This is a genomic window from Devosia riboflavina (assembly GCF_000743575.1).
Classification (GTDB): Bacteria; Pseudomonadota; Alphaproteobacteria; order Rhizobiales; family Devosiaceae; genus Devosia; species Devosia riboflavina.
Genome location: NZ_JQGC01000006.1, coordinates 164,531 through 177,445 on the forward strand (window position 1 = coordinate 164,531; position 12,915 = coordinate 177,445).

At 61.5% G+C, this 12,915-nt stretch carries 11 protein-coding genes; 6 read left to right on the plus strand and 5 right to left on the minus strand.

All coding sequences use genetic code 11. From position 1 onward, the window contains the following. Positions 1–4: 4 nt before the first annotated feature. The 5 genes from JP75_RS08120 to JP75_RS08140 form a co-directional block, all read right to left on the minus strand. Positions 5–1,354 (minus strand): mandelate racemase/muconate lactonizing enzyme family protein, encoded by a 1,350-nt coding sequence (locus JP75_RS08120; protein WP_035081429.1) that lies wholly within the window; start codon positions 1,352–1,354, stop codon positions 5–7. A 27-nt stretch (positions 1,355–1,381) separates the two neighbouring features. Next, positions 1,382–2,479, minus strand: coding sequence for an ABC transporter ATP-binding protein (locus JP75_RS08125; protein WP_035081432.1), 1,098 nt, complete (start codon positions 2,477–2,479; stop codon positions 1,382–1,384). A gap of 11 nt (positions 2,480–2,490) precedes the next feature. Beyond that, positions 2,491–3,375, minus strand: coding sequence for a carbohydrate ABC transporter permease (locus JP75_RS08130; RefSeq protein WP_035081435.1), 885 nt, complete (start codon positions 3,373–3,375; stop codon positions 2,491–2,493). A gap of 370 nt (positions 3,376–3,745) precedes the next feature. Next, positions 3,746–4,669, minus strand: coding sequence for a carbohydrate ABC transporter permease (locus JP75_RS08135; protein WP_425277270.1), 924 nt, complete (start codon positions 4,667–4,669; stop codon positions 3,746–3,748). A gap of 265 nt (positions 4,670–4,934) precedes the next feature. Further along, complete coding sequence (locus tag JP75_RS08140; RefSeq protein ID WP_035081440.1) at positions 4,935–6,434, minus strand: extracellular solute-binding protein; 1,500 nt, start codon at positions 6,432–6,434, stop codon at positions 4,935–4,937. Between the two features lie 219 nt (positions 6,435–6,653). On the opposite strand from JP75_RS08140, the gene JP75_RS08145 reads away from it, so the two are divergent. The 6 genes from JP75_RS08145 (at position 6,654) to JP75_RS08170 (ending at position 12,905) form a co-directional block, all read left to right on the plus strand. Beyond that, complete coding sequence (locus JP75_RS08145) at positions 6,654–7,358, plus strand: GntR family transcriptional regulator (protein WP_035081442.1); 705 nt, start codon at positions 6,654–6,656, stop codon at positions 7,356–7,358. A gap of 22 nt (positions 7,359–7,380) precedes the next feature. After that, positions 7,381–8,580: a mandelate racemase/muconate lactonizing enzyme family protein gene (locus tag JP75_RS08150; protein ID WP_035081445.1), complete on the plus strand. Its 1,200-nt coding sequence runs from the start codon at positions 7,381–7,383 to the stop codon at positions 8,578–8,580. A 12-nt stretch (positions 8,581–8,592) separates the two neighbouring features. Further along, complete coding sequence (locus JP75_RS08155; RefSeq protein ID WP_051960498.1) at positions 8,593–9,639, plus strand: aldo/keto reductase; 1,047 nt, start codon at positions 8,593–8,595, stop codon at positions 9,637–9,639. Between the two features lie 118 nt (positions 9,640–9,757). Beyond that, the gene (gene hisD, locus JP75_RS08160) at positions 9,758–11,089 is read left to right on the plus strand and encodes a histidinol dehydrogenase (RefSeq protein WP_035081448.1); all 1,332 of its coding nucleotides are present in this window, start codon (positions 9,758–9,760) and stop codon (positions 11,087–11,089) included. Next, positions 11,086–11,850 (plus strand): SDR family NAD(P)-dependent oxidoreductase, encoded by a 765-nt coding sequence (locus tag JP75_RS08165; protein ID WP_035081451.1) that lies wholly within the window; start codon positions 11,086–11,088, stop codon positions 11,848–11,850. The genes hisD and JP75_RS08165 overlap by 4 nt, the downstream gene beginning before the upstream one ends. After that, positions 11,835–12,905, plus strand: coding sequence for a LacI family DNA-binding transcriptional regulator (locus JP75_RS08170; RefSeq protein ID WP_035081453.1), 1,071 nt, complete (start codon positions 11,835–11,837; stop codon positions 12,903–12,905). Before JP75_RS08165 ends, JP75_RS08170 begins: the two co-directional genes overlap by 16 nt. The last annotated feature ends 10 nt before the right edge of the window (positions 12,906–12,915 follow it).

Below are 12,915 nucleotides of genomic sequence, written 5' to 3' on the forward strand. Positions count from 1 at the left end.
CCCGTCAGCTCCAGGTCCGGTCCCAGCTATATTCGTGGTCCCACTGGTCGGTCGGCTGCCAGATGCCGGTGACGCCCTCTTGCAAGTGCTGGCCGATCAGCTCGTCATTGATGTCGTCGATGCCGAGGCCCGGCTTGTCGGGGACGGTGATGAAACCGTCCTTCACTACGGGTTTGGGGAGGCCGATGGCGATGTCGTCCCACCAGTCGACGTCGACCGAGTGATATTCGAGCGCCATGAAATTCTCAGTCGCGACAGCGACATGGGCGGCGGCCATGCAAGCGACAGGGCTTTCGGCCATGTGGATGGCCATGGCGACGCCGTGGTCTTGCGCCATGTCGCCGATCTTCTTGGTCTCGAGAATGCCGCCGGAAGTCAGGAGGTCCGGGTGGATTATGGAGATGCCGGATTTCAGCAGCGGCTCGAAACCTTCCTTGAGGTAGATGTCTTCGCCGGTGCAGATCGGAACCGTGGTGGCTTGCTGAAGCTGTTGATATTGCTCGGTATATTGCCAGGGGATGACATCTTCGAGCCAGGCGGGGGCGTATTTCTCGATGCGTTTGGCGAGGCGGATGCCGCTTTGGAGGGAAATGTGCCCGACATGGTCGATGGCGAGGGGGATTTCGTAGCCGATCACCTCGCGGACCTGGTGGATATATTCTTCAAGCAATTCAAGGCCTTGCTCGGTGAAATTGAGGCCGGTGAAAGGGTGACGGACATTGTGGACATCATAGACCGCGTTGCGGGCGCGGCGGTCGTCCATGGTTTTTCCGGCGCCGCGGCTGGGGTGGATGCGGTAGCCTTCCAAGGAGCCGGCGGGGGCAACGACGGAGCCGGGCGTGTCGACGACCTGCATGAGGCCGAGGTCCATCTTGAGGAAGGTGAACCCTAAATCCATGCGTTCTTTCAAGCGCTTACCAGTTTCGGTGCCGCTCGGGACAGTGGCGTCGGTGTCGCAATACATGCGGACCTTGTCGCGGAATTTGCCGCCGAGCATCTGGTAGATCGGGACGCCGTAGGCTTTGCCAGCCAGGTCCCAGAGGGCGATCTCGACGGCAGAGACGCCGCCGCCTTGGCGGCCGTGTCCGCCGAACTGCTTGATTCTCCTGAACAATCTGTCGACGTCGCAGGGGTTTTCGCCGAGGAGGCGGCTCTTAAGCATAAGCGCATAAGTGGCGCTGGCGCCGTCGCGGACTTCGCCGAGGCCGACAAGGCCTTGATTGGTATAGATTTTCAGGATTGCGCTGGTGAAGGGAGCGCCGACGATTTCGGCGACGCGCATGTCGGTGATGCGCAATTTCGACGGTTTTGAGCGGGTGTTGACGCGGTTTAGGGCTTCCTCGGGACGATGCATTTGGGACGCTCTTCGGAGGTGAGTTGGTTAGCGGACTGTTAGCGCTGAGGTTGTCTCAGCGTCGAATAGGTGGACGCGCTCCTGATCGAACTCGATCCAGACGGGTTCGTCGGGGGAGAGATGCACGCTCGGGTCGACACTGATGTTAACGACGGCCTCGGCGATGAAGACCTGGGCGAAGGTGACATCGCCCGTCGGCTCCACTGTGTAGATCTTTCCCGGGACGGAACCCGACACCTGCATCTTGTGCAATTTGAGGGTCGAGTGCCGGGCGCCGAGGACGACGTTTTTGGTCGTCGAGGATAACGCTTTTCGGGCGTTGGCGGGGGAAAGGGGGAGTTCCCAGCCTTCGGCGCTCTGGAGAACCACTTCGGTGCCGCGCGACACGGCTTGGAGCGAAATCAGGCTCATGGCCGGGCTGCCGACGAAGCTGGCGACGAACATGTTCACCGGATTGGCGAAGACCTGCGCTGGCGTATCGTATTGCTGCAGGAAGCCGCCGTTCATCACCGCCATCTTGTCGGCCATGGTGACGGCTTCGAGCTGGTCGTGGGTGACGTAGATGATGGTGGCGCCGAGGTTGTGGTGGAAGCGCTTGATCTCGCTGCGCATCTGCACGCGCAGCTTGGCGTCGAGATTGGACAGCGGCTCATCCATCAGGAAAACCAGCGGGTCGCGAACGAGGGCGCGGCCCAGGGCGACACGCTGCTGCTGGCCGCCGGAGAGTTCGCGGGGTTTTCGCTCCAAGAGGTGCGTGATGTCGAGTATGCGAGCGGCTTCGGCGACTTTTGAGGCGATCTCGGCCTTGGGCAGTTTTCGCATCTGCAGCGGGAAGGCGAGATTGCTGAAGACCGTCTTGTTGGGATAGAGCGCGTAATTCTGGAACACCATGGCGATGTCCCGGTCCTTGGGGTCGAGGTCGTTGACCACGCGATTTCCGATGGCGATGTCGCCGCCCGAAATGGGCAGCAATCCGGCGATCAGGTTGAGCGTCGTGGTCTTGCCGCAGCCGGAAGGGCCGACCAGCGCGACGAATTCGCCATCATTGACGGTAAAGCTCACGTCGTTGACGGCGTAGAGGCTGCCGTAATTCTTCATGACGTGCTCAAGGACCACCTCGGCCATCGACAAAACTCCTAATGTTTGACGGCGCCTTCGGTGAGGGCCTGCACGAAGTATTTCTGGAGAACGAGGAAGAGCACGACGACCGGCACGCTCATCATGAAGGTCGCCGCCATCAGGCCCGGCCAGTCGGTGGCGTTCTCCGAGAAGAAGCGCTGGATGCCGACGGGCAGGGTCATTTGGTCGTGCTTGGTGAGGAAGGTGTAGGCGTAGATGTATTCGTTCCAGGCGCCGATGAACGAGTAGATCGCGGTGGCGATGATACCAGGCGTCGAAAGCGGCATGACGATGTAGAGGAAAGCCTGGAAGCGGGTGGCGCCGTCGATGCGCGCGGCCTGTTCGAGCTGGATCGGGATGTTGTCGTAAAAGCCCTTGAGCAGCCAGATGGCGAGTGGCAGCCCGAAAGTGAGATAGGTCAGGATCAGCGAGCCGTGGGTGTTCACAAGGCCCAGAAGGCGCATCAGGATGAAGAGCGGCACGAGGAAGACGATGGCCGGGAACATGTTGCGCAGCAGCACCGAGAAGAACAGGAAGGTGCGGCCGGGAAAACGGAAGCGCGAGAAGGCATAGGCGGCAGGGACTGCGACGATGATGGCGAGGATCGTGGTGGCGGTGGAAACCCAGAGGCTGTTCCAGAAGTAGCGCAGGAAATCCTGGCCGATGCTGTTTCGCGGATCGAGCAGCCGCGCATAGTTCTCGAGCGTCGGCGAGGCCGGCCACCATTGCGGTGGATATTGCATGGCGGCGAAGCCGGTTTTCAGCGAAGTGATCAGCATCCAGGCCATTGGCATGGCGGTGAAGATCAAGAGCAGCACGAGGAAGACGCGGCCCGACCAGCGCCAGTAGTCGACGGGCTTTTTGGTGACGGGGCGGATGCGGGTGGATGTGGCGTCGGTCATGCGAGCTCTCCTCCGACGGATGGCGCGAGGGGCGTCGGGGTCTTGCCTTCGATCCCCTTCCGCTGGGGCGAAGTTGCTAGACGTGATTGAACCTCACCCATTGAGCGTGGCGGCACCCCCTCCCAACCTCCTCGCCTCAAATCGCTCCACCGGAGCGATTTGGCCTCCGGCACGGGTCGGAGCCCATCAAGGGGGAGGTGCCGATCGAGCGTGGGGCGGTATCTGTGCAAGAGCCACCGGCCCGGCACCCTCCCCCTTGATGGGGAGGGGGGAGACGCGGTTGATGGCCCGGTGGGTGTCGCACCCCCACCCTTGATCCCTCCCCACAAGGGGGAGGGAGACGATGGAGCCAAGGCGCTAAAGCTCGTGGTCATGCGCCGGCCCTCTTGTCGTCGCCGCGGGTCAGGGCGCGGACGTAGAAGTAGCCAAGGGTCATCATGATGATGAAGAGAAGCACCGAATAGGCGGCGGCCGCGCCCCAGCGCTGGCGACCGAAGGCGAGCTGATAAATCTGGGTGATCCAGATATCGGACGAGCCCGCCGGACCGCCGCCGGTCATGATGAAGGGGATGATGAAGGAGTTGAAATTCTGCACCGTCAGCAGCAGCACCGTGACGGTGGAGACGCCCGCTAGGTGCGGGAAGGTGACGTGCCAGAAGCGCTGCCAGGCATTGGCGCCATCGACCTTGGCGGCGCGCAGCAATTGCTCCGGAACCGTTTGCAGGCCCGCCATCAGCATGATCATGGCGAAGGAAAATTCCTTCCAGACATTGACCACGATCAGCGAGGCGAGGGCGGTGGAGGTGTTGTCGATGAAATTGATCGGCTCGTCTGTGAGGCCGACCTGGACCATGAAGGCGCCGATGGCGCCGAAATCGGAATGGTAGAGCCACTTCCAGACATAGGAGGCGGCAACGGCGCTGACGACCCACGGGATGAGCAGGATGGCGCGCAGCACGCCGCGGCCGACGAATTCGCGATGCAGCGATAGGGCGGCGCCGAGACCCAGGAAGAAGGCGAAGAGGGTTGAGAAGAACGTCCAGATCAGGGTTTGCCAGGTGACTTTCCAGAACGAACCGCTGGTGAGGATGGTTGTGTAATTGTCGAGCCCGATGAACACCTTGTCGCGCAATTGCAGGCTGGCGGGCGTTTTGAAGAAGCTCAGCTCGATCGTGTAATAGACCGGATAGGCGATGACGATGAGCATCACCACGATGGCCGGGAGCACATAGAGATAGTCGGCGCGTTGCTTCCACATGCGGGCGGGCAGGCTGGCGCGCTTGGCCACCGGCATTGGGCGGTCGGTGAAGATGGCAGGCCCGGATACGCTCATGGTGATCGTTCCTGTGTGCTCTGAAACGCTTGGCGAATTGCAGTGCTGCCCATTGCGCGGAGGCTAACCTTGGACTGGCACGATCCCTCGGCGCCCACCGTGTCATCCCCGCGCAAGCGGGGACCTCCGTTTCTAAACAGGGGTTCCCGCTTTCGCGGGAATTACACCGCAGTTGGGACGAATGACGGTGTCGACTGGGACCTCGTCGGCCCCAGTCGACCGATGGCTACATGCCGCTCATCAGTTCTTCGACCTTGGCCGCTGCATCATTGGCGGCGTCTTCGACGCTCATGGTGCCGGTAAGAGCATTCTGCAGCATGTCGGGCACGATGATGTTCATGATCTCAGGCGCATAGGGCTGGACCGGGAACGGGATGCCGTTGGGCAGCATGGAGGTCGTGACGTCCAGGAACTTGATGGTGTCCAGACGTTCCTTCATCCATTCGGTCTTGAAGCCGCCGAGGTGGCCGGGATTGGAGCCGACCCAGGAGAGCTTGGTTGACCATTCAGGGCTCGTCCACATGCAGATCAGCGCCTTGACCGCCTGTTCGTCGATGGCGCCGCCATCGACATATTCCGGCTTCACGACGTGGATGTTGGAGCCGCCAAACACCACGGCGCGACGGGCCGGGCCTTCGGGAAGCAGGCCGTAGCGCATGTTTTCGACCACGGCGTCAGCCGTTGCCTTGTCGGCGCCGGTTGCCTTGGAGGCGAGGTCGAGCATTTTGGCATATTCGGCCGGGTGGGCGATCATCATGGCGAGCTGGCCGGCGATGAATGGCGCCTGGTTTTCGGCCTGAGTATTGGTCAGGGCCGAAGTCGGCACGGACTGGTCCCGGACATACATGTCATAGGCAGCCTGGAGGGCAGCCTTGGAACCGTCATTGTTAAGCTCGACGGTTTCATAAGCGGGTTCCGCCGAGGTTTCGTCTAGCGCGCCGCCGCCATAGGCCCAGAGCTGGGGCATGAAGCGGAAAGGCGTATTGCCGGCATTCTGCTTGGCAACGAGCCCATAGCCGGCAATGCCGAGCTTGTCGTGAATCGTCTTGGAATAGGTGACGACGTCGTCCCAGGTCTTGGGCGGGCTTTCCGGATCGAGCCCGGCATCGGCAAAAATCTTGGCGTTCCAGATGAAACCCATGGTCTCGTTATTGGTCGGGATGCCGTAGGTTTCGCCTTCCCAGGTGACGGACTTGAGGGCGCCGGGCCAGAAATCGCCGGTGGTGTAGCCGACATCTTCGGGTTTCAGCGGATTGAGATAGCCCTTTGCCGCAAACTCCACGCCGCCGAGAATCTGGAGGCGCACGACCATCGGCGCAGCATTGCCGAGCAGGGCGGTGCGGAACTTGTCGAGCAGTTCATTATAGGTGATCGACTGAACGTCAGTCTGGATATTGGGATAGGCCACCTTGAAGGCTTCCCAGAAGGCCTTGTCCTGATCGTGGGCGATCTGCGGATCGGCCTCGAAGGGGCCGGTGTACCAATAGCTCACCTTGCCGGCATAGTCGTTTGGCACGACGGCGCCGCAATCTGCGGCGGTGTCATAGGTCGCCGTGCCGGCAATGGATTTGATGTATTCCGGCGACCACTGGCTGAGATCGACCGACTGCGCATAAACGGTCGTCGACATCAGAGAGGCGGTGGTCAAACCGGCCAAGGCATAGGCAACGACTTGCCGACGATACGGCGAGCCAGACCGCCGAACGCGGTCCTGCATGTTCGTCATCGATAGTCCTCCTCGGTTGGATGCGGGCGTGTTCGCACGGCATCCGCGGCGTCCCGCCGCTAGGTCCTCCGGGGCCGGGCTTGTGCCCGTGTCTCCCGGCAGGGACAGTTCCAGACGCAAACTTATCTGTCAATATCTGTTGGATCGTACATTATTTCACATTTTTGATGTGCATTATCCCGCTTGGAATCTCATGAGAAGGCGCATAAACCATGCTTCATGACCGCGACTGCCGCCGACGACACCAATGAATTCGCTGCTTCCGAGCAGCCGCTATCGATCTATGAGCTGATCCGGGAGGATATCATTTCCGGGCGCCTGGAGCCCAATGCCCGGCTCAAGGTTGCCGACCTTGCAACGCGCTATGGCACCTCGACAAATCCGATCCGCGAGGCGCTGCAGCAATTGCGCGGCGAGGATTTTGTGGTCATGGAGCCCAATCGAGGGGCGCGGGTGCGGCCGATCGACGAGGCCTTCGTGCGCGACATCATCGAGATCGAGGTGCTGATCGAGCCGGCGCTGACCAAGTGGTTTTGCTCGATCGCGACCGATGCCGACATTGTCGATCTCGAAGCGGCGCAGGCGGAAATCGAGGCGCATAATTTTGCCGATCCAAAACATCACGGCGAACTGGATACGCGCTTTCACCAGCTCATCTATGACCGCCACTACAACCGCCATGCGGCCGACCTCTGGTGGAAGCATCGCGAGATCTTGCGGGCCATCAGCCGGCGCTTTCCGACGTCGCTGAGCCGCCGCCAGGCGGTGTTGCGCGAGCACCGGGAGTTGATCGAAGCGATCCGGGCGCAGGATGCCGACAAGGCCGCCGAAGTCGTGGCGCGGCATGTCGAGGGGTCGGGCCGGCACATCATCGAACAAATGGGCGTTGCCAAGCGGAACGGGCCGAGGAGGGGTTCCGCCTAGGGCGAATCTAGGGAGAAAGCCAATGAAAATCACGGACTTGCGCTGCGCCGTCATAGGGCGCCACCCGATCGTTCGTGTCGTGACGGACGAGGGCATCTATGGGCTGGGGGAGGTGGAGTTCACCAAGCCGTACCTGAAGCCATGGGTGTTGCATTTTCGCGATGCGCTGATCGGGGAGGACCCGACCGACGTCGAGCGCTGCATGCTGAAAATCCGGCAGCGCGGTTCGTTCAAGCCCTATGGCGCGGCGGTCAGCGCCATCGAGCATGCGCTTTGGGACATTGCCGGCAAGGCGGCCAATGTGCCGGTCTACAAGCTCTTGGGCGGCAAGGTGCGCGACAAGGTGCGGGTCTACAATGGCTCCATTCGCAAGAAGCGCACGGGGGATCGGCCGGAGGATTATGCGGCCGATGTGAAGTGGATGATGGAGCGGCCGGAAAACTTCTTCATGGTGAAGCAGGGGATCAGCTTCCACTCTAATATGAAGGATTCGGTGGACGATTTTCACTATGGCCCGCGCCAGACCAAGGCCGGCTATCACGGCGCGATGGATCAGGGGCAGATTTCCGAGCATGGCTTCAACCATATGCTCGAATGCGTCATCGCCATGAAGGAAGTGTTGGGGGACAAGGTGAGCCTGGCGCTCGATTGCGGGCCGGGCTGGTTCCTCAACGACGCCATCCGATTTGCGCAGGCGACGGAAAAGTACAACCTGATGTGGTTGGAAGACATGCTGACCGGGGACTATGTGCCTTGGGTCAATCCGCAGGCCTATCGCGAGCTGACGGTGTCGACATCGACGCCGATCCATACGGGCGAGCAGATCTATCTCAGGCACAATTTCAAGGAGTTGATCGAGACGCAGGCGGTGCGGGTTGTGGGGCCTGATCCCGCGGATATCGGCGGCATTGCGGAGCTGAAGTGGGTCGCCGAGCACGCCTATATGCACTCGATCATGATGGCGCCGCATGGCACGGCCAATGGGCTGCTGGGGCTCGGTGCGCTGATCAATGTGTGCGCGACGCTGCCAGCAAACTATATCGCGTTTGAATATCCGAGCGCGTCTGACCCGTGGTGGGAGGATATCGTCATCGGGCTGCCAAAACAGATCGTGAAGAATAGTCACGTCGATCTGTTGGAAGCGCCGGGGCTGGGGCTCGACATCGACCCGGAAGGGGCGAAAAAGTATCTGGCTGAAGAGGATGCTGGCTTCTTCGACTAGAAGGGATTTTGGATGAAATACCGTTATCTGGGCCGCTCGGGCCTGTTGGTGTCGCGGCTGTGCCTCGGCACCATGACCTTCGGGAACAGCCAATGGGGCTGCGATCAGGAGGGGGCGAGCGCGATTGTCAGGCGTTTTGTCGAAGGTGGCGGCAATTTCATCGATACGGCGGATGGCTATAGCGGCGGCGAGTCCGAACGCATGCTGGGTGTCGCGCTCAGGGATTTCGCACGCGACAATCTGGTGATTGCGACGAAATGCTGGTTTCCGTCCGATCCGGCGGTGACGGCGCGAGGATTGTCGCGAAAGCATATTATTGAAGCGTGCGACAAAAGCCTGAAGCGGCTGGGGCTTGACTATATCGATCTCTATCAATTCCACGGCCCCGATCCCTATACGCCGATCGAGGAAAGCCTGCGGGCGGCCGATGATCTCGTGCGGGCCGGGAAGGTGCGCTATCTCGGCTGCTCGAATTTCTATGGCTGGCAAATCGCCAAGGCCAATACCCTGGCCGACGCCAGGGGGCACGAGCGGCTGATTTCGGCGCAGCATCTCTACAATCTCATCCGCCGCGATGTGGAACGGGAAATCCTGCCCGCGGCCGAGGATGCCGGGGTGGGTATGATCTGCTGGAGCCCGCTGGCGGCTGGCATGCTATCGGGGAAATACCGCAACCAGTCGGTGCCAGATGCGCAGTCGCGTATCGGTATCCAGTCGGCCATAGCCATGCCGCGCTACTGGTTCGAGGATGCGCTGAAGCTGATCGACAAGGTGGTGGAGATAGCCGATCGACTGGGCCACACGCCGAGCCAGGTGGCATTGAGCTGGCTGTTCGGCGATCGTCGGGTAACGGCGGCGATTATCGGGGTGCGGACGGCGGAGCAGGTGGATGAAAACCTTGCGGCCGGAGAAATCGATCTGCCTGCCGAGGTGCGGAACGAGCTGACGGCGGCCCTGCCGCTCAATCTCGGCTATCCCTTCGAATGGACGGATAACAATCTCCGCGCGACCTTCGGCAAGGCCGAGTTCGAGCCGGCGCATACCGTGCGCCTGCCTTAGCGCCTGCGGATAGCGCGTCTGCCTCATACTTTGGACGGTCAGGGCAAATTGACGGTTGCAGTGTTGCCGCGAGTCCTGCAGACTATTGCATACGTATGCATAATTGGAGAATTGATCCATGCCGATCTGGCTGAAGCGAGGTAAGGCGGTTGAGGAGCGGGCGGAGGCTGATCGTCAGGTTCGCTCGACGGTCGAGGGGATTCTGGCCGATATCGAAAAGCGCGGTGACGCAGCGGTGCGGGACCTGTCGCAGAAGTTCGACAAGTGGGAGCGGCCGGATTTCCGGCTGAGCCAGAAAGAGATCGACGATTGCATCGCGCAATTGACCGACCAGGACCTCGATGACATCGCCTTTGCCCAGACCCAGGTGCGCAACTTCGCCCAGAAGCAGAAGGACACGATGCTCGAACTCAGCGTCGAGACCCTGCCGGGGGTCACGCTGGGGCACAAGCATGTGCCGATCAATGCGGTGGGCTGCTATGTGCCGGGCGGCAAGTATCCGCTGCTGGCCTCGGCCCATATGTCGGTTCTTACGGCCAAGGTGGCCGGCTGCCCGCGCGTCATCACCTGCGCGCCGCCCTTCCATGGCAAGCCGGCCCCGGCGATTGTCGCGGCCCAGGCCATGGCCGGTGCCGATGAGATCTATGTGCTGGGCGGCATCCAGGCGATCGGCGCCATGGCGATTGGCACGCAAAGCATTTCGCCGGTGGACATGCTGGTTGGCCCCGGCAATGCCTTTGTCGCCGAAGCCAAGCGCCAGCTTTATGGCCGCGTCGGCATCGACCTCTTCGCCGGCCCGACCGAGACGCTGGTGATCGCCGACGAGACCGTCGATGGGGAACTCTGCGCCACCGATCTTCTGGGCCAGGCCGAGCATGGTCCCACGAGCCCGGCGATCCTGCTCACCAATTCGGAGAAGCTGGCACGCGACACCATGGCGGAGATCGAACGCATTCTCGCCATCCTGCCGACGGCCGACATGGCACGCAAATCCTGGGCCGATTTTGGCGAAGTCATCGTCTGCGAGAGCTATGAAGAGATGCTGGCCGAAGCCGACCGCATTGCTTCGGAACATGTGCAGGTGATGACCGATCGCGATCTGTGGTTCCGGGACAATATGACCAATTTTGGTGCTCTCTTCCTCGGGCCGCGCACCAATGTGGCTTTTGGCGACAAGGTGATCGGCACCAATCACACCCTGCCCACCATGAAGGCGGCGCGCTATACCGGCGGTCTCTGGGTCGGAAAGTTCCTCAAGACCTGCACCTGGCAGACGGTGACCACGGACGAGGCATCGGCCCGGATCGGCGCCTATGGCTCGCGCCTCTCGATGCTGGAAGGGTTTGTCGGTCACGCCGAACAGGCCAATATCCGCGTGCGTCGCTATGGCGGCCGCAATGTGCCCTATGGTACCGCTGCGGCACCGACAGCAGAGGCCGCCAAGGAATGACGCTTCCCCGCACGCCCAGTTTTCGTCTCGATGGCAAGCGCGCCCTGGTCACCGGCGGCACGCGCGGCATCGGGCTGGGCGCGTCGGTGGCTCTAGCCGAAGCGGGGGCGCATGTGACGGTGGCGGCCCGCACCGCCGGTGATGTCGAAAAGGTGGTCAATGCCATGGCCGATATCGGCCTCATGGCTGAGGGTGTCGCTATCGACATCACCGACTTTGCTGCCATCCGCGCCTTTATCGAAGAGAGCGAACCCTTCCATGTGCTGGTCAACTCGGCCGGCACGGCGCGGCACAGTGCCATTGCCGGGATCACCGAGCCCGATTATCAGGCGGTGATGCAGCTCAATCTCGCCGCGACGGTTTTCGTATCTCAGGCCGTTGTCGGAAAGCTGCAGGCGGCGGGGCAGGGCGGCTCGATCATCAATGTGTCCTCGCAGATGGGTCATGTCGGTGGTCCCAACCGCGCCATTTATGCGGCGAGCAAACATGCTGTTGAAGGTCTCAGCAAGGCCATGGCCATCGAGCTGGGGGCCAGCAATATTCGGGTCAACACGGTGTGCCCGACCTTTATCGAGACCGAACTGACGGCCGGCAATCTCAGCGATCCCGACTTCCGGTCCTGGGTTCTGTCCAAGATCAAGCTGGGGCGCCTGGGCCGGGTGGAGGATATTATGGGGCCGGTGGTTTTCCTGGCCTCGGACGCGGCGGCGCTGATCACTGGCACGGCGCTCTTGGTGGATGGCGGATGGACAGCGGAGTAAAAAAGCCGGGGGTGACCTCATCGGAAGTGGCGCGCCGCGCCGGCGTGTCGCAATCGGCTGTCTCCCGCACTTTTACCCCCGGTGCCTCCATTGCCCCAAAGACCCGGGCCAAGGTTCTGGCTGCCGCCAAGGAACTGGGCTATCGGCCCAATGCCATTGCCCGCTCGCTGATCACCAATCGCTCGCGCATCATTGCCGTGGTGATGGCGTATCTGGAAAACCTCTTCTATCCCGATGTGCTCGAAGAGCTGGGCCGGCTTCTTGCCAAGGAAGACTATCGCCTCTTGCTGTTCACCGGCTTTATGGATCGCGACAGCGACCCGGTCTTTGACCAGCTCATGCAATATCGTGTCGATGGCATCGTGCTGGCGTCGACCTCGCTGTCCTCGGAACTCTCGGAAGAATGTGCTGCCGCCGGTATTCCGGTGGTTTTGTTCAACCGCACCACCGAGCGCGATGCGGTGTCGAGCGTGACGACGCGCAATCACGAGGGCGGGCGCCGCATTGCCGAGTTCCTGGTGGCCGGCGGACACAAGCGGTTCGGTTATATCTCGGGTCTTGAAAGCTCCTCGACCAATCGCGATCGTTTTGGCGGCTATCAGGAGGCTCTTGCTGCGGCCGGGCATACCGACATCATCATCGAAGTCGGCAATTACGATCGCGCCGAAGCCGAAACGGCGGCGCGCAAAATGCTGAGCCGTCCCGATCGTCCCGATGCCATCTTCGTGGCCAATGACCATATGGCTGTCGCGGTGATGGACATCGCGCGGCACGAACTGGGCCTCTCCATTCCCGAGGACCTTTCCATTGTCGGCTATGACGATGTGGGCCCGGCCCGCTGGACCTCTTATGGCATCACCTCGATGAGCCAGCCGCTCAAGCGCATGGTGGAAGCCACGGTCGCCATCCTAATGGACCAGATCGCCAGCGGCGAGATCGAGGCCGAACACCGCATCCTCAATGGCGAACTCGTCGTCAGGACCTCCGCAAAAATGCCCAAGGCCGGCGTGGTCGAACTCGACGGACGACGGATTTATCGGCCGGGTCGGGGGTAGACACTTGCCG